The following is a 17,462-nucleotide window of genomic DNA, read 5'->3' on the forward strand; positions in this document are numbered from 1 at the left end:
GTGCTTTTAGAGAAGTTATAGATGATGGATAAAACCTGTTTATCTCTTAAGTGAACCGGAGATAAAAAGGACAACTATCCAGGCCAGAATAAAGATTAATGCCGGAAGTATTTTTAAATAGAGCTCAGGGCTTTGATAGTTAATACCTGCGAAAAGAGACGCTGAAGCGGCTGTTCCAAGGACTAAAACAATCAGCCAGTTTCGTTTGGATTTTGGGATTATTGTGCCTGAAATTTTCGTATTTTTAAATGGAAAAAGCCAAAAAACTCCGCTGTGGGTGCACGAATCTTCAAGAAGATGAAGAAAAGCGCCGGCTAAAATTCCAGTGCAAAAAACTGCCTCTGGCCTGCTGGAAAAAAAATCTCCAGGAGAAGTTTCATAAACACCGCCTGTTATGCCTGTTATGGCACCCGCATTTGTGTCTGAAAAACCTCCCCTGATAAAAAGCTCCAGAAGATTTGAAAAAAGGCCGGAAATTATTGTTATGTAAATAAGAAGAAGAGCAGATGCAGTGATAATCCCAAACAGCGAGTGTAAAAGTCCTCTGTGTTTTGGCTTTACCCTTCCGAATGTAACTATATAAACAAACAGCGATACCGGAAAATAAATAAAATATCTGATGAGGTATCCAAAAAACGGAAGCACAAGAACAGTGTGCCGCCTTAATGTCCTGATATTTCCGCGTCCGCCTGAAAGCCCGTGCATTATTGCAGAGTCTGCCGCATCTGCATCAGGTGCAAGTGAGCCTATAAAAATTCCGATTGATATCAGCAGTAGAAATAAAGGATCACCGGTTTTTGCAATAAGGGGAAGAAAAATTACTGCTGAAAGGAGGCTGTAAAATACATGCTGCTCACCTCTCATAATAATTAAAGATCTATTTTTTCTGCCATTCTATGTATAAATCATCCCTGCGGTCTGAAAGTGAATTAAAAATATCTCTTTTATTCAAAACAATTTGTGTGTCAATTTCTCCATAGAAAAGCCCTTCTTTTTCGTCAGCCTCCAAAACAGTCTCTCCAGATGGTCCGACTAAAGTTGAGCCTCCACAATATTCATCTACCGGTGTTTTGCCTGTTGTATTTATCCCAGCAATAAAGAACTGATTCTCAATTGCTCTTGAGTGAATGAAAGTTCTCCAGTGATCCATTCTGAGTTTTGGCCATGCTGCCTGAACAAAAACGCATCCACAGCCTTCTTTTGCATAGTATGTAAAAAGATCAGAAAACCGGAGATCATAGCAGATAGAAAGACCGAATTTCACTCCTTTATAAGTAAAAGAAGAGGGAACATCTCCCGGTGAGAAGCATTTGTTTTCACCTCCCGGATTGAAAAGATGAATTTTAGAGTATTTTGAGAGAATTTCTCCGGAATCTGAAAAAAAGACAGATGTGTTTTTTGGCTTCTCTAAATCTTTACCTGTTTCACGAAAAGCACCCAGTATTCCGATATTAAATTCAGATGCAATGGCGGAGAATGCCTTTGGAATTGGTCCGTTTTCATCTGATATGTTTTTATCTGAAAGCGGATTCCATCCTGTTGCGGCCTGTTCGGAAAAAATGATTATATCTGCATTGTTTTTTGATGCTTCTTTTGTATAGCTTAAAAATTTTGACAGGTTTTTTTCCGGTTTTTCCCATACCGGATTTGTCTGGGCCAGACAGAGTTTTAATACAGACATTATAAAAAATAACTGCAGATATTATATATTAATTACCTAAATTTTTTTAAAGAAAAACTGCCTGATTGCTTTTTTTCAAAAAAACGTTCCTGAAATTCTCAGTTCATGCACGGTTACATGAAATATAATTTTATAAATGTTTTAAATGAAAAGTTCTCTGAAACATTTGTTTCATGGACATTTTCTGAGTATTTGAGTTGATTGATTAGGGTTTTGTATTTTCATCGCGTGAACCATATATTATTGCAGCAACGCCTGCTATTAAAAGTAATGCCATTAATGGCAGAATATATATGAAATCTCCCGGACTATTGCCTTCATTTTTTACCAGGATCATGAGTGCTATGAGCAGTCCTGATATTATTAAACTTCCTCCGGAAAGAATTGCTCCTCCATAAACTAATTTTTCTGACATTTTTTCGTAAAGAATTATATTTGTATTCTCTTTTTTAAGCGTTTGTAATCTATATGATTATAAAAGATTATTTCTGTATTTCAACAATATAGAAATTAAATTTTATTTTTATGCCTTTTTGTAAAAAATAAAGAAAATTTCCCTGAAAACGTCCATGAAATTATATTTCCTGCACTGGTTTCATAAACGTTTTTTAAAAAAAAGCCCCTCTATCTTTTACTTTAATCTCTCTCCTGTTTCACAACCGAGAATAAATGCTTTTTCATTGATTTCTACTGTCTTTTTTGGAACAAGCCTTCTTACAGCCTCAAGAAGTGATTCTTTCTTTAAGGGAATAAAACCTGATGCGGCGCCAAGCATAACAATGTTTCTGGTAAGAATATTTCCTGCTTTTAGTGCTGTATCTTCTGCATCAATTGTTATTAGTTTTACGTCTGATAACTTCTCTTTAATCTGGTCAGAAGATAAAATCTCAAGATTGTTCTGAAAGGCTGACACAGGAACAACAATTCCTTCGGCAGAGACTATTGTACCATTTGGTTTTAGGAAGTGGCGATATCTGAGGGCTTCTAAAAGATCAAAGGAGATAATTAGATCAGCGCATCCGAAAGATATGAGCGGCCCGTATTTCCCGTCAATTCTGATGTGGGTTTCAACCGAACCTCCACGTTGTGCCATTCCATGAGTTTCTGCAGAACGAACGTCGCGCCTTTCAATAAGACATGCTTCTCCTATAACATTTGAGGCAAGAATTGTTCCCTGACCTCCAACTCCCACAATCATTAAATCAAAACTTTCATCAGGATTATTGGTCATTTTGAAACCTCCTGTGTTATAGCACCTTTCGGACATATGTCTGCACAGACTCCGCATCCTGAGCAAAGCTCATTTATAGATGCCTTTTCATCGTAAAACTCAATTGCAGGGCATCCAAATTTAACACAGGCACCACATCCGATGCAGGCTTCTGTATTTACTGAAAAGGCTCTTCTTTTTATTCCCTGCCTTCTTGCCGCAATGACACAGGGCTGACGTGAAATAACTACTTTTACTCCTTTTGTCTCTTTTGCGGCTTTGAAAGTGTTGAGCATCGCTGTTAAGTCATAAGGATCTATTGTTTCGACAAATGAGACGCCGCATGAACGGCATATGGAGTCAATTGAGATTACAGGAGAAACCTCACCTTTTGCTGTAAGTCCTGTATTGGGATTTGGCTGATGGCCTGTCATCGCAGTAATTCTGTTGTCAAGAATAACAACAGTCATGTTTGCCCCGTTGTATGCGGCATTTAAAAGACCCTGAATTCCGGTGTGAAGGAAAGTTGAGTCTCCGATTGTACACACGACATCAGAATCATCACCTGAGTGTGCAATTCCGCTTCCAACCGTTATTGAAGCACCCATGCATATAGTTGTATCAACTGTTCCAAGCTGGATTCCAAGTGTGTAACAGCCGATGTCGGATGGATAAACTGCCTTTTTGCCAAAGACTTTTTTCATTGCATAAAATGTCGCACGATGTGCACATCCTGCACAAAGAATCGGCGGTCTTGGAGGAAGCCCTGTAACCGGCTGGATCTCTCCATCAAAGGATTTCTTTGATTTAATTCCTGCTTTTTCAAATGCAAGCGCAACAGATGCCTGATCAAGTTCACCTTCGTGTGGAACGCAACCGTTTATTTTTCCAAATATTTTCGCGTTGCATGCAACCTGTGCTGTCTCTTCTTCAATTACGGGAGAAAGTTCTTCTATTACCAGGACTTTTTCATGTTTTTCTACAAATTCAGAAAGCCATTCCCTGTTTATCGGGTATGCGCCTATTTTTGCAAATGAAACGTCATCCGGAATAATTTCCTTTACATACTCTGCGGCAATTCCGCCTGCGATAACAGCAGTTTTACCTCTGATTTCGGCGAAGTTTAGGTTTAATTCCAAAAGCCTCTTTGAGAGTGAGATCTGTTTTTCATTGAGTTTTTTGTGAAGAACTCTTGTATGCACCGGAATTACCACATACTGGGCCGGATTCTTCTCAAATTGTCCTGTTCTGTGCTCCTCTCCGGATGGGGAAAGTTCTACATTGCTCTTTGAGTGGCATATTCTTGTTGTCGGGCGGAAAAGGACAGGAAGCAAAAACTCCTCTGAGAGTTCATAAGATATTTTCATCATGTCATGAGCTTCCTGGACGTTTGCAGGATCAAGACAGATTATTTTTGCAAATTTTGCGTAATTTCTTGAATCCTGTTCGTTCTGGGAGCTGTGAGCGTAAGGGTCATCTGCTGAGAGTATGACCATTCCGCCTTTTATCCCTGTATAGCCGCTTGTCATAAGAGGGTCTGCGGCGACATTTAAGCCCACATGCTTCATTGTGACAAGGCATCTGACCCCGGTCCATGAAGCCCCAAGTGCATTTTCAAGGGCAACTTTTTCATTGACCGACCATTCAATATAAAAATCACGCTCTTTCTGAATCCTTAATGTATCTATGACTTCAGAGGAGGGCGTACCCGGATATCCGCTTGCAAAATCAAGGTCTGCCTCACAGCAGGCATGTGCTATTGCCTCGTTTCCAAGCATGTAACGCGTAACCATAACCTGAAGAATGTTTTGTAAGTTGGTGGCATTTAATGTGACTGATGATTCTTTATGCAAAAATTGAGAAAAACAATTTGTCCAAAAGTTCTAAGAATATCCTTTTTTGCTCTAAAAAAGAGAGATTCTTAATTTAGTCAGCTCTTTTGTGATAAAGTCGTCTTTATCACAAAATTTTAGGGTTTTTTTATTATGAAATAAGTATAGCCGTATTCATCGGCGTGTTTTGAATAAACGTTAATTTCGAGATCATTGAAATCAATAATTGAAAGTGCATCAGGATTGTCTTTATACTCTTCTCTTAGAATTTTGTTGTTTTCTTTCATGTAATTGTAGAAACTTTCATGCCAGACATTTTCAGGAAGTTTAAACATTGCAATTGTCTCAAGTCCTGCCTTTTTAATGGTCAAAAGTGTCTCTTCCTCATTTAAAATGTCAGGTGAACACTGGTTTAGGAAATCAGTTACATCTTTTGAAAGGACCTCCTTAAATTTGACAAGGTCAGAAACTGACATATACCCGCCGTGCTTTAAAAATTTCTTCCAGTAATTAATTCCGTTTTCAAACCCTGTTATAAATATTGAACCTTCCGCCCAGATAATATCAAATTCTTCTTTTTCAAACGGCAGGTTATCCATTGAAGCACAAATTGTTGTTATCCTCTCTGAAAGGCCCTCTTCTTTGGCATTTTTCGAAAGTGCGTCTAAAAACGGCTGGTAAATATCTGTCGCTGTTACATGACATTCCGGGCAGAGTTTTGCAAGTGCTATTGTCTGCATTCCTTTTCCACAGCCTATGTCAAGTATTTTTGCATTTTCTGGAAATTTAGGAATCATCCGGAATGCTTTTTCTGTGTGTTCGTTGTCCCCCGGTCCCTGTCTTGGAATGCCTTCAAAAAGACGGCAAATTAAAAAATCTTCCATTAAATTATTTTTATCTTCAAATTGCTTTTAAATTTGTGGTTGAATCAGCATTTAAACAAATATATGATATTATTATGGTTAAAAAACAACTATTCATTAATTCTCTTTATTGAAAACGTCCATGATAATTTTTTTCATGCTAACTGTTTCATGTAAGTTACGAAGTAACTTTCATGTAAAACGTACATGATGAGCTTTTTTCATCACACAAAAAGTGATGAAAGTCTATCAGGGATTTTGACTTTCATAGCAAACGCACATGATGAGCTTTTTTCATCACACAAAAAAGTGATGATAAGTCTATCAGGAATTTTGACTTTCATAACAAATTTATGTAAAAATGAGATGATATGAATTTAATGAGATGAGAAAGATTTGATAATCTTAAAAAAAAGTGCCGGGCAGAATTATCCTTATTAATTAAAATATAATTTTAAAGATAATTATATGGTTTATTTTTACGATTTAAATATACGAATTAATATTCTGGTTTATTTTTACGATTTAAATATAAGAATTAATTTTCAGGCTTGTTTTTATGTTTTTATGTTTTTAATAATCTTCATTAAGACGGACTGTAAAATAATGATTTATGAATGAAAAATACGGAATGTATCTTGCCTATTTTTTTCAGCTTTTGATTGGAATAAATGTAGTTTATGCTTTTTTTTCCGGTCAGTATGAGGCTATGTTTACCGGACTTTTGATGTTTTTTTTAACTTTGATACCTTATGTTGTTGCAAGAAGGAAAAATGTAACATTTCCTTGGTTTGTTTATCTTTTAATTGCAATGGCTCTCTGGTTTCACACAGCAGGATACATACAGGGATATTACATCACATTCTATCCGTATTATGATAAAATTGCACATCTTGTATCCGGAACTGCGGTTGCCATGCTTGGATTTTTAGGAGTGGTCTTCCTCGATAAATACTGGAATATGAATCTTAGGACGCTGTTTATAGTCGGATTTACAATAATATTCGGGATGGCTCTTGCAGGATTCTGGGAGATATATGAATATCTGGTTGACAAAATTACCGGAGGTTCATTTGCAGGGCCAATGCAGCACGGACTTGATGATACGATGCTTGATATGATGTTTGTCCTTGCAGGATCAATAATTGTCTCAATTCTTGCAGTTTTGTACTTCAAAACTCACCTAAAAGAAGATATAACCGGTTTTTTATCCGGCAATCTCTAAGAATATTTCATTTTAAAAATAGTTTCATTTTTCAGCTTTATCCGGATTAAGATTTATCCGGATTCAGCTTTAATTGAAAAAAATTACAGGCTGAATAAAATAAAAAAGAACGGGATAAAAGTCAAAAAAATCTGACAGATACCAAAAAATTTGAAAAAAGAAATACTGGAAAATAAAAAAAGAATGGTATAAAAACCAAAAAAAATTATCAAAATTGAAAAAAAAAGATTAAAAAAATAGAAAAAAAAATGAAAAAATTAATTTGTTTGTTTAAACTCTTCCAAACTTAGATGTCTTCTAAAATCTCTTCAAACGTGGAGTCTTTTTTTACCCATACACTTTTGTTTGTATATGAAAGGCCGTCAGTTTCTTTAAGTTCATCAAACTGATAGACTCTTGGCCCGTACTGGTATCCTGTCTCATTGTACCAGTCATCAGGATAACCTCCTTCAGAAACATCCTCAGTTACCGGGTCTGTTACAAGTCCGTTTGAATACTTTACAATCATTTCTGCAGTTAATGCTTTCCAGTCAGAGATGATTTCATCGCCGCGGCTTACAGTGAAATTTGATATTACACTTGTTGCACCGTCAGAATCGCCGCTCTCAAGACATTTCTTAGCTGATTCATCTGTATCTTTTAATTTCGCAAATGATTCCTCTTCAAGTCTTTTTTGCTCTTGTGAAATATCATCTGTCATAGCATTGTATTTCAGCATCGCCCAGTTTGTCAGGAGATCAAATGTCCAGTAGGCAGTGTTGTAATTGTAATTAAGACGACTACCTTTTGTATATGAGTCAGAAACACCCTCTGAGGAGGCATATATAGGTGCATATACGGTTTCGTATGCAACCGCAGGTCCGAACCACAAAACGCCTTTTAGCTCATCAGGAAGGTCAGGTCTTATCTGTGCAACATAGCTGTATGAGCAGAAAATTGCTGATATCGGTCTTACATTTGCACCCGGACGAACTTCCATTTCTGTTTCATTCTGAAAATCTGTATGGGCATCATGTGGTCCGAGATAGCGGTAGGGATTTCCAAAAGGCCCTGCGGCATCGCCTTTTGTTAAATCAAATTCTGTTCCTTCATAGTGATCACGAAACATGTTGATGGCGGTTTTAAAGTCTACTTTTTCATCAGGCTTTATCGAAAACGGATAATCCTTTGTGTATGAATTTTCAACATATGGAGATAATTCAAGCGATGGTGCAAGCTTGTCTTCAAGTCTCCATACTCTCATAAGAGAATAGTAAGGGTGTGAGTACTCTCCATAGCTTACAGTTTTAAGCCAGTCTAATTCCCCATCGGCCGGACTCCACCATCCTGCCTTTTCTGCCGCAGAAAAGAGATTTTTTGAATACATCATGTCAGGACTGTTTTTCTTAACCTCACGAATCCTGAATTCATTTGCGGCAACAAATATTTCTCCGTCCGGGATTTTTTCAGCAACCCAAAGACCCCCTGTTTCTTCGGCAGGATTTCCGCACATTTCTATGACCCATGCTTCTTTTTCATCAGCAAAAATCAGAGTTTCACCTGTTCCGTAGTAGCCGTATCTGTCGATAAGATCTCCTACAAGTGATACTGCCTCTTTAGCTTTAGTGCATCTTTCAAGTGCGACATTTGAAAGCTCGGATGAATAAAACATCCTCTTGTTTTCCAAAGCATTTGGTTCATATTTTGCATAATCTGTGCATTCCGCGCTCATCAGGTTTTTCTCGTTTATCATACCGTATGATGCGGTGTAGTATGCATAAGTATGGGGAACCTGTTCAATTGAGCCAAGTACGCTTAGATCAGAATTATCTCCTTTGTTTCCGGCGGCATCAGAGCCGCTGTTTGGATCAAAGTAGACAATCCTTTTGCTACCGGCTTCGTGGTCGGCTGAAGGAATGTAGGTTAACACCACATCATCTATATTTCTCCAGTCTTTTCCGACACCATCGTTTGTGTGGCCAATGTACACTGTTTCATCTGTCGATGCATCCGGCGTTACAACAAATATGGTGCATCCCATAACAGATGCAGGCACACATATCAGAATAAGCATTACAAAAAGTGATAATAGAAAAGTTTGTTTCTGACCTTTTTTGTCAGTCAAAATTCCATTATCACTGAAATTTTCAAAAAACATGATTAGTTAAAAATAGTTTTCAACTATATTTATATTTATTTACATCTCATCTCTTGCCTTTAAGTGAACCTTAAACAAAGTACCAAGATGATTCTCAAAAGAATCGTTTACTACAAATGAGCTTACAACAACAGGGCGGAAATTTCCTTTTGCAAGTTTGACTGCAATTTTTGTTTTTCTTCCAAAGAAGTTGCTTTCTCTGACAGCGTTTTTGAAAGTGTCCGGTATAGGTTCACGGGTCTGGATATCATAAAATGCAAGATAATTGTTTATCGAACTTAAGGCAACCTGGGATATTGTCTTGTTAATCATATGCTCTGCATATGGATTAAAAAAAATTATGCGTCCTTTATCGTCCAACAGGAAATAAGCATCGTTTTCTGACATCGATTTGTATGCTAGAATCGCAGGAAGTTCGTAATTGCTTTTTGAAGTCCTTTTTAGTCTTGAATTTTTTATGGCAATCTCAATGTTTGAGTAGATGTCATTTGCAGTAAAGGGCTTTATGATATATCCGGCAGGAGATGCCTCTGCGGCTTTTGAAAAAGTCTGTTCATTCTCCTCGCCGGATACGAAGAGCACTGGAATTTTAAACATTGAGGATATATATTTTGTTGCTAAAATTCCGTCAATTTTTCCATCAAGCTGAATATCCATTAAAATCAGGTCTGGAAGATGCTTTATTGCCATGTTAATTGCATCTTCTCCACTTGAGACTTTTCCAACGACAGCATAGTCCTTTTTGACAAGAAAGCTCTCAATTAATGAGGCAATCAGATTGTCATCCTCAACAATCAGTATTTTTTTCTTGTCCTTTTTAGTCTGTGATATAATTACGACCCCTCCTTTTTAGTTTATTCCTCACCCTGAATTTTAAAAATAATCCTGGAGGATATTGACAAATACAATGATATATATGTATTTTTAAGTTTTTCAAATATGGGACATCAGGATAAAACCATATGTCCGGATTATGTGTATCTTTATATGTAACTATCTTTTCAATAATTTATCTTAATCTTATTTTTATTAATGAAATTTTATAATTGAATTCTTTGAAGATAATTCTTAAGAACATCTGGTATGAAAAATAAATTTGATTTTTAGATTAAGATTTCATGCATAATTATCTGGGTTTTAAATATCTTCGTTAGAGAAAAATCCGGCCTCACGGGCGGCTTTGATACAGTCTCCTGTTGCTGAAAATGCATCTGAGAGCTCGGAAAAGTTAGGAACATTTGATTCATTCAGAATTTTAAGTCCCGGTTTTATACTGTCTCCGCCGATTAAACAGCCTACAACCATTTTTTCAGTCTGCTTTGAAAACCTGACGATCTCTTTTGAAAGCCTTACAGGATCGATTGAGGTTACAGGTGCCGCGGCAATAAATGCAATATCCCATTTATCCTGGTGTCGGATTAAAATATCAAGTGTCTGGGCATATCTTTTATCACCTGCATCGCCTACCATATCAATAGGATTATTTCCGCTCCACCCAAAGGGTAAAACAGCGTTTAATTCGGATTTTAGACAATTGTCAAGTTCGATTAATTCGATATTGTTATCTTCTGCGTAATCGGCAGAAAGTACCGCAAACCCTCCGGCACTTGTAACAACAACTGCACGGTTTCCCTTTGGCCATCCTTCCGATGCTAAAAGTCCGGCTGTCTGAAAAGCTCTTGTAATTGATGGAGCAGTTACGATTCCTGCAGTTTTGAAGGCTTCTTTATATACTTCCCAGCTTCCGGCAAGCGAGCCTGTATGTGAACGGGCGGCGGCGCTTCCTTTCTTTGATCTCCCTGATTTTATTGCGGCAACAGGTATTTTATGGATTATTTTTTGAACGTCCTCCAAAAATCTCCGTCCTGAGACAAGCTCTTCTATATAGAGGACAACAGCCTTTGTTTTCCCGTCTTCTGCCAGTGCATGCATGTAATCAGAAAATGAAAGATCTGACTGGTTTCCAACTGATATTATGGCAGAAAGCCCTACATTTCCGGTGATGTCCCTATCGGCGACAGCAGATATTATAGCTCCGCTTTGAGATATAAATCCGACAGGGCCTGGTTTTGGAAGTGCAGGACCAAATGTTGCATTAAGGTTCATATCAGGAATCATTACTCCGAGACAGTTTGGTCCTGCAATGCGCATGTTATATTTTTTAGCCGTTTTAATAATTTCTTCTTCAAGTTTAGCGCCTTTTTCTCCGGTTTCCTTAAACCCTGCAGATATTATGACTGCAAATTTAACACCTGCTTCTCCTGCATCTTCAATTACACCCAATACAGCCACTGCAGGAACAGCAACTATCAGCCAGTCAGGAGTTTTCCCGGTCGACTTTTTTATGTCTGAAACTTTTTTGAAAGCCCGCATCCCAAATATTTCCTCACGGCCGGGATTTACAGGAAATACCTCTCCTTTAAATTCTAAAAGATTTTGCATCACAAAATATCCGACTTTTCCGGCAACCGGAGATGCACCTGCAACTGCTATTGATTTTGGTTTGAAAACATCAGCGTGGAGAGGTTTTGCAGGCAAAATTCTCTCCTTTTTTTTGGAGTTTATGTCAGTTATAAAGCGTGCGTCAACACATACTGCACGCTCAGTGCTAAGAACAACCGGATTTATGTCAAATGAAATAATGCTGTCATTTTCTTCAAAGAGCTTTGAGAGATTTTTTATAATTTTTATAAGAGCATCCATGTTTAAGGGTGCTGTGCCCCTAAATCCGTGCAAAACAGCGGAGATTTTTGTCTCTTCAATCATTGATTTTATTTTATTTTCATTTAGGGGAGTCAGCCTGAATGAGACGTCCTTCCAAAGTTCAACTAAAGTTCCACCGGTTCCAAACGAAATCACCTTTCCAAATGATGGATCGAATGTCCCGCCAATGAAAACCTCAGTCCCGGCTGAAATCTGCTCGGCAACAACAACCCCGTTTATATGTGCGTCTGGTGCCTGCTCTTTAACTCTCATTAATAGGGAGTTGTATTCAAAAATAAGCTCTTTTTCATCGCAGATGTCTGTTACAACTCCTCCTACATCACTTTTATGGGCAATATCAGAAGATGATATCTTGATAACAAGAGGAAATCCGGTAATTTTTGAAGCTTCAACCGCCTCAGTGCAATTTTTTGCGAGGCGATGTTTTGGAACGTCAATATCTGCAGATCTCAAAAGAGAATATGCATCAGTCTCCAGCATAAGTTCAGCGGGCATAAAAGAATGATTAATTTTGATTTATTTAATTGATATGTACGATTTTTCAAAGTGACTGACATCCCGGGCCTTTCAGGGTGCTCTTTCCGCCGTTTTTCTTTGAGATTTCAATTTTTGTGGGGATTCTCTCTTTTATTGCAGAAACATGTGAAATAACCCCTATTAATTTTCCATCCTGTTTAAGTCCTGCCAGAGTGTCAATTGCAGTTTCAAGCGAATCATCATCCAATGTTCCAAAACCTTCGTCTAAGAAGAGTGAATCAACTTTCACATTTCTTCCTGCCATATTTGAAAGTCCGAGTGCAAGTGCAAGACTGATTATGAAGCTTTCACCTCCTGAAAGGTTTTTGGTTGACCGGATTTCTCCTGCCTGGTAGTTGTCAATGACACAAAGATCAAGGTTTTTTTCAGGATTCTGGATGAGGAGGTACCTGTCATTCATAGACTCAAGACAGCGGTTTGCATTTTTTATCATTATCTCAAAGGTAAGCCCCTGGGCAAAATTTCTGAATTTTTTGCCGTCAGCAGAGCCTATTAGTGAATGAAGACGCTCCCATCTGTTGCAGATCTCTTTTTGCTTGTTTTTGATCAATAGTTTTTCTGAAAGCTCCGCCACTTTTTTATCGTTTTCAGAGATCCTTGAATCAATTGCTCCGGTTTTTGATAGCAAATTTTTGTAATTTTCTTCAGCAGAGGATTTTTCCGCTGAAATCTCATCAAAACTTTGTTCTGTGTTGTTATTATTTTCTTTATCTATCAGCTCTTTTTGCCTTTGAGAAAGCATTGTTTCAATACTTTTTTTCTTTCCTTCAATCTCATCTCTTCTTAATTCAAGATTTTTTATTTCTTCGTGTGGCAATAGAGCCTTTGAAAATTCCGTTTCAGTCTCAAATCCGGCATCCGATACAGCATCTGAGAAGAGCATCTCTTTTGCCATCAGTGTTGAGGAATACCTTGTCTTTTCAGTAAAAAGTTCGTCCTTCTGCCTGTCTTTTGATTTAAGTGAGCCCTGCAGTGTCTGGATGCGACCTTTAATATTATCAAATGATTCCTGTGCATTCTGTAATTTATCTGAGAATTTTATCTCTTCTTCTTTTGGATCTTTGGTGCCGTAAAGTATCTCACGCTGATTTCTAAGATTTTGAAGTTCTTTTTTCGTCTTTAAAAAAACGTCTGAGACTTTTGATATCTCCTCGTTTGTATCTTCAAGCAGTTTTAATGTATTTTCAGCCTCTTTTTCAAGAATAAGAATCTCTTTTGAAAGGGTTTCTTTATCAAAAGTTTTGGTTTTGTAATTTTCTTTTCTTTCTTCAAGCTGATTTAAAATATCCAATGAATAAGCTAAAAAATCGTTAAAAGTGAAATTTTCAGATTCAGAAATGTAAAAAGATTCAGATTTATACTCATATTTATCTGAATCAGATTTTTCTAAATCATATTTCTCAGATTTTTTGGTTTTTAATTCAATTTTGCTCCCAAAAGAGTTATTGTCTTCTTCAGGAGAATAGTTTACCTGTGGAAGTCTGATAAATCCTGATAAAAGAGCAGTTAAATTTTTTGATTCTTTGTAAATTTCTTCCTTTAACCGGTTAATTTCATCTGAGATGAAAATTTCTTCTTTTTCAAGAGCCTCAAAACTGTTTTTTGCACTGTTGTAATCTCGTTCTGATTTATAATATGAGTCTTTTAATGACGACAAATTCTCCTTCGAAGATAAAAGCAGTTTTTTGAGTTCTTCTGATTTCTCAATTTTTGATTTTATCAGCTGAAGACTTTGTGAAATTCCTTCACTTATTTCATTATAATATTCTGAAGTTTTGTCACGCAAATCGTCATGGCAATCTCCGGACTTTAAAATTTCCAAATCTGTATCTGAGTGAATCTCTGCAATAAGGGTTTCATATTCTGAAATTCTGTTCTCGTTTTGAGAAATCTCTGCTTTTATATTTGCAGTCTCTTCTTTTGCCTTTAAATATGAATCATTAAGAGAGGATATTTTTTCTTTTTGTATTTTGAATTCATCCGATGAAATGAGAGGAATTTCTGTTGAATTATCAAGAATGGGGTGTTTTTTTGAGCCGCAGAGAGGGCAGGGTGTGCCTTCTTTCAAATTCTTTCGCTCATCTTCAAGACTTTCAATTTTAGCAGCTAAAACCCGCTTATCTTCAAGCTCTTTTAGTATTCTCTCTTCTGCTGAAATACTCTTTTCAATATTTTCTAAAGATGCAACTATGGTATTTCTCTTTGATTCAAGAATTTTGTTTTTATCTTTCAGATTATCAATCTGTGATATGCAGTTATTCTCTTTTATTTTAAGCTCTGAGAGGTTGTTTATTGAGAACAATATCCTTTCAAGCTCAATTTTTTCTTTTTGAACTGAATCTGCATCTTTGCCGGATAAAATATCGGTTAGTTTTTCTTCAAGCTCTCTTATTGTTTCCTTTGCTTTTTGGCATTCATTATTTTGATTTTCAAGTGCTTCTGTATGTTCTTTTAAAAGTGAAAGACATTTTTTCTTATTGGCGATTATCTCAAAGAGTCGTTTTTTTGCTTCATCTCTTTTTTTACTGTAATCTGACAGATTTGAAAATTTTATTTTTATGGTGCCTAAAATTTCTGATATTTCTGAATCACGGGCATTTGTCTGAAGATAATCAAGACATTTTAAAAGAAGTTTATTTTTTTCTTCAAGAGACTTTTTAAGTCTATTTATAGCTTCGTTTGAAGATTCTTTTTTATCTCTTAAGCTTTCACATCTTCTTTTATAATCTGAGTATGCCTTTTCTTCTGCTGAAATTTTATTATCAAGAGAATTGACTCTTTCAATTTTTTCTTTTTCAGATAAAAATTCCTTTTTGCTTAAATTCAAGGTATCTTCGGCGGAATTTAGATCTTTTGTTAATATTTCTATCTCTTTTTTTAGGTTATCAGTCTCACGAAGTGCTTTTTCATATTCAGTTTTAGCTTTTTCCGCCTGTTCCGCGGCATACCTGTAATTCTGATAGACACCTTCAATCTCTGCCGCTTTTTTTGCCCTGTTAAGCTTTAAAAAGTCTGACTCAAATTCCTCACTCTCTTTTAAAGCATCTGCCTTTTTTATCTCAAGTTGATTTAGCTCAATTTTAAGTTCATTTATCTTTGAAATCAGATTTAAGGATTCATTTAAAGATTTAATCCTTTCTGAAACCTCTTTTGCGTCTTTTAAATTATTTGCTTTTTCATGTAGGAGAAGTTCCCTCTCTTCATCAGATAAAAGTGCGACTGCATCAATTCCGGCATTGATGACTGCAAGTTTGTCCTTCTCCTCTTTTGTCTTTTCATGGATTTTTACAGAAATTTTGCTATAGATTTCTGTTCCGGTAATTTGTTCAAGTATAGGAGATCTTTCTGCCGGTTCTGCCTCTAAAAAAGCAGCAAAACCTCCCTGGGCGAGCATTACAGAGCGTGTAAACCTCTCAAAATCCATTCCTGTCACCTCTTCAACAGCCTTTAAGACCATTCTTTTAGAGGATGACTCTAATATTTTTCCTGAAGACACATCTGAGATCTCATGCTTTGGAGTCTGAAGGTTTCCGTCAGGCTTAAGATATGATCTTTTCTGACTCCAGTGGCACAGAAATTTTCCTTTTGATGATTCAAAGAGAACTTCTGAGAAGCATTCTCCTGTTTTTCTCGACATTATCTCATTTGTGCCCTGAGAAATTATGCCAAGTCTTGGAGTTCTTCCGTAAAGTGCTAAACAGACGGCATCCATGATAGTGGTTTTGCCTGAGCCTGTCGGGCCTGTTATTGCAAAGATTCCATCATTTAAATAGGAAGATTCGGTAAAATCAATATTCCATTCTCCGTAAAGTGAATTTAAGTTTGAAAATCGAAGTTTTAGTATTTTCATGATAAATCTCCTTAATCTTTGAATAAATCCTCTTCATGCAGAAGTAAAAGAGCCTCAGAAAATGTCTGTTTTAATTCAGGCCAGAGTTCTTCCGGAGTTTTGGATGTTTCAAGACACTTTTGAAAAACATCATGCTCTGTCAGGCTTTCAAGAGAATCTCCTTCTAAATTGTCTGTTAAAATTCCGGTTGAAAGACTTTCATTTTTGATTCTTAAAACCTCTATTGAGGATTCATTTGTTATCTCAAGTATTTCCTCGCGAATATCTCCGGATGCTGTGTTTCCTGTATAAATTATCTCAGCCCATGGTTTAAGTGTTATATTAGAATGTGTGAGTTTAGGGTCTGAATTTGAAAATAATGAAAAATTAAGGCTTTGAATTTCATCTTTTATCTCATCAAGGTTTCCGGAGATTGTAAGGAGTCTTCGGAAATTAGGAACATAAATTTCTTTTATTACCTGTTTATCATCTTCAAATTCAACGGATATTATCATTTTTTTCTGTTTTGCTTCGGAAAATCCGACCGGAACAGGTGATCCTGAATATCTTTTGTTGTCAAACCCAAACACTTTTTGTGGTACGTGAAGGTGTCCAAGTGCAAGATAATCAATTCCGCTTGGAAATATGTCGCATCCGGCCCTTTCAAGGTTGCCGATATAAATTTCACGGACACCATCGCCTGAGAGGGTAACACCGCCGGATGCAAAAAGATGGCCTGTGACTATTAGAGGCAGACGTTTTTTATCGTCTTTTTTGATTTTTTCCTGACTGTACTTACTTTTGCAAACTTCTTCTGCCAGTGAAACCACTGAAAAATAGTGCTCCTTGATTCCGTTTAGCATCTTAATAGATTTATCATCAGTGCTTTCATTCTGATTTACCATTCTTAGGTCTTTTTCGCGAAGATAAGGAACTGCGCAGACAACAGCGTCAGGAATATTGTTTTTATTTTTCAGAACTATTATTTCATCAGATAAATTATCCGCCGCATTTCCGATTACGTGAACATTAAAAGCTTTTAAGAGATCTTTTGGCGCATTCAGAAGGGATGGTGAATCGTGATTTCCTGCCGTTATTATAACATTTTCACAGCATGAAGCAGAGATTTTGTATAAGAAATTATAATACTGACCAAGTGCACGGTTTGAGGGGGATACTGTGTCAAAAATATCTCCTGATATTATCAGCGCATCTGCAGACTCTTTTTCAACTGTATCTACAAGCCACTCCAAAAAGAGTTCTGATTCTTCATATCTGCTTCTTCCATAGAGTTTTTTTCCAAGATGCCAGTCTGATGTATGTATTATTTTCATCTGATATTTGCGCTCCCTGTGCGTTAAAATGTAGAATTTTGATTTTTAAATGAAGGACAAATGACCGTTTTAAAAATTACAAAATTACAA

At 36.6% G+C, this 17,462-nt stretch carries 12 protein-coding genes; 1 reads left to right on the forward strand and 11 read right to left on the reverse strand.

Features of this window, described 5'->3' with window-relative positions; translation table 11 throughout:
* Nucleotides 1-39 precede the first annotated feature (39 nt).
* From L1994_RS00740 to L1994_RS00765, 6 genes are all read right to left on the reverse strand, one after another.
* A complete protein-coding gene (locus L1994_RS00740) occupies nucleotides 40-864 on the reverse strand; it encodes a metal-dependent hydrolase (RefSeq protein WP_278099793.1) in 825 nt (274 codons plus the stop codon).
* A 13-nt stretch (nucleotides 865-877) separates the two neighbouring features.
* A complete protein-coding gene (locus tag L1994_RS00745; protein ID WP_278099794.1) occupies nucleotides 878-1,681 on the reverse strand; it encodes a nitrilase-related carbon-nitrogen hydrolase in 804 nt (267 codons plus the stop codon).
* Between the two features lie 205 nt (nucleotides 1,682-1,886).
* The gene (locus tag L1994_RS00750; RefSeq protein WP_278099795.1) at nucleotides 1,887-2,096 is read right to left on the reverse strand and encodes a hypothetical protein; all 210 of its coding nucleotides are present in this window, start codon (nucleotides 2,094-2,096) and stop codon (nucleotides 1,887-1,889) included.
* A gap of 216 nt (nucleotides 2,097-2,312) precedes the next feature.
* The gene (locus L1994_RS00755) at nucleotides 2,313-2,912 is read right to left on the reverse strand and encodes an indolepyruvate oxidoreductase subunit beta (protein WP_278099796.1); all 600 of its coding nucleotides are present in this window, start codon (nucleotides 2,910-2,912) and stop codon (nucleotides 2,313-2,315) included.
* Nucleotides 2,909-4,684: an indolepyruvate ferredoxin oxidoreductase subunit alpha gene (iorA, locus tag L1994_RS00760; RefSeq protein ID WP_278100856.1), complete on the reverse strand. Its 1,776-nt coding sequence runs from the start codon at nucleotides 4,682-4,684 to the stop codon at nucleotides 2,909-2,911. The genes L1994_RS00755 and iorA overlap by 4 nt, the downstream gene beginning before the upstream one ends.
* Before the next feature lie 176 nt (nucleotides 4,685-4,860).
* Entirely contained in the window at nucleotides 4,861-5,607 is a 747-nt protein-coding gene (locus tag L1994_RS00765) for a class I SAM-dependent methyltransferase (RefSeq protein WP_278099797.1), read from the reverse strand.
* A 592-nt stretch (nucleotides 5,608-6,199) separates the two neighbouring features.
* On the opposite strand from L1994_RS00765, the gene L1994_RS00770 reads away from it, so the two are divergent.
* Complete coding sequence (locus L1994_RS00770; protein WP_278099798.1) at nucleotides 6,200-6,811, forward strand: DUF2238 domain-containing protein; 612 nt, start codon at nucleotides 6,200-6,202, stop codon at nucleotides 6,809-6,811.
* Between the two features lie 286 nt (nucleotides 6,812-7,097).
* On the opposite strand, the gene L1994_RS00775 is transcribed toward L1994_RS00770, so the two are convergent.
* The 5 genes from L1994_RS00775 to L1994_RS00795 all read right to left on the reverse strand — a co-directional run bounded on the left by L1994_RS00775 (nucleotide 7,098) and on the right by L1994_RS00795 (nucleotide 17,372).
* The gene (locus tag L1994_RS00775) at nucleotides 7,098-8,915 is read right to left on the reverse strand and encodes a dipeptidase (RefSeq protein WP_278099799.1); all 1,818 of its coding nucleotides are present in this window, start codon (nucleotides 8,913-8,915) and stop codon (nucleotides 7,098-7,100) included.
* Nucleotides 8,916-8,987: 72 nt separating this feature from the next.
* Nucleotides 8,988-9,782: an ATP-binding response regulator gene (locus tag L1994_RS00780; protein WP_341275819.1), complete on the reverse strand. Its 795-nt coding sequence runs from the start codon at nucleotides 9,780-9,782 to the stop codon at nucleotides 8,988-8,990.
* Between the two features lie 303 nt (nucleotides 9,783-10,085).
* Nucleotides 10,086-12,167: an acetate--CoA ligase family protein gene (locus L1994_RS00785; RefSeq protein ID WP_278099800.1), complete on the reverse strand. Its 2,082-nt coding sequence runs from the start codon at nucleotides 12,165-12,167 to the stop codon at nucleotides 10,086-10,088.
* A gap of 46 nt (nucleotides 12,168-12,213) precedes the next feature.
* The gene (locus L1994_RS00790) at nucleotides 12,214-16,059 is read right to left on the reverse strand and encodes an AAA family ATPase (RefSeq protein ID WP_278099801.1); all 3,846 of its coding nucleotides are present in this window, start codon (nucleotides 16,057-16,059) and stop codon (nucleotides 12,214-12,216) included.
* Between the two features lie 11 nt (nucleotides 16,060-16,070).
* On the reverse strand, nucleotides 16,071-17,372 hold the full coding sequence (locus L1994_RS00795; RefSeq protein WP_278099802.1) for an exonuclease SbcCD subunit D C-terminal domain-containing protein: 1,302 nt from the start codon (nucleotides 17,370-17,372) through the stop codon (nucleotides 16,071-16,073).
* Nucleotides 17,373-17,462: the final 90 nt, after the last annotated feature.

This window comes from Methanomicrobium antiquum (assembly GCF_029633915.1).
Lineage (GTDB): Archaea > Halobacteriota > Methanomicrobia > Methanomicrobiales > Methanomicrobiaceae > Methanomicrobium > Methanomicrobium antiquum.